The organism is Colwellia sp. BRX10-3, from assembly GCF_014077505.1.
Classification (GTDB): domain Bacteria; phylum Pseudomonadota; class Gammaproteobacteria; order Enterobacterales; family Alteromonadaceae; genus Cognaticolwellia.
Genome location: NZ_JACGWA010000054.1, coordinates 1 through 259, shown reverse-complemented (window position 1 = coordinate 259; position 259 = coordinate 1). Strand labels below are relative to the sequence as shown.

Below are 259 nucleotides of genomic sequence, written 5' to 3'. Positions count from 1 at the left end.
CCCGTGAGGCTTAACCATACAACACCCAAGTAGTTTTGCTGATAAAGTGGACTATGAAGTGTGTATGTAGTTTGACACAGTGTAGGAATACACAAATCACGCATGACAATTGTGTGAATAAGAGAAAACAAAATGTATTTATTATCATTAAGACAAGTCTTAATGAACAGCTTTTTAGATTGTACCCTTTTTGTCTAGCGACAATAGCGACATGGCCCCACCTGATCCCATTCCGAACTCAGAAGTGAAACGTGTTAGC

Annotated in this window: 1 rRNA gene; it reads left to right on the top strand. The window is 39.0% G+C overall.

Annotated features, from left to right (window positions below):
• Positions 1-193 precede the first annotated feature (193 nt).
• Positions 194-259, top strand: a 5S ribosomal RNA gene (gene rrf / locus H4J38_RS17020); the annotation flags it as partial.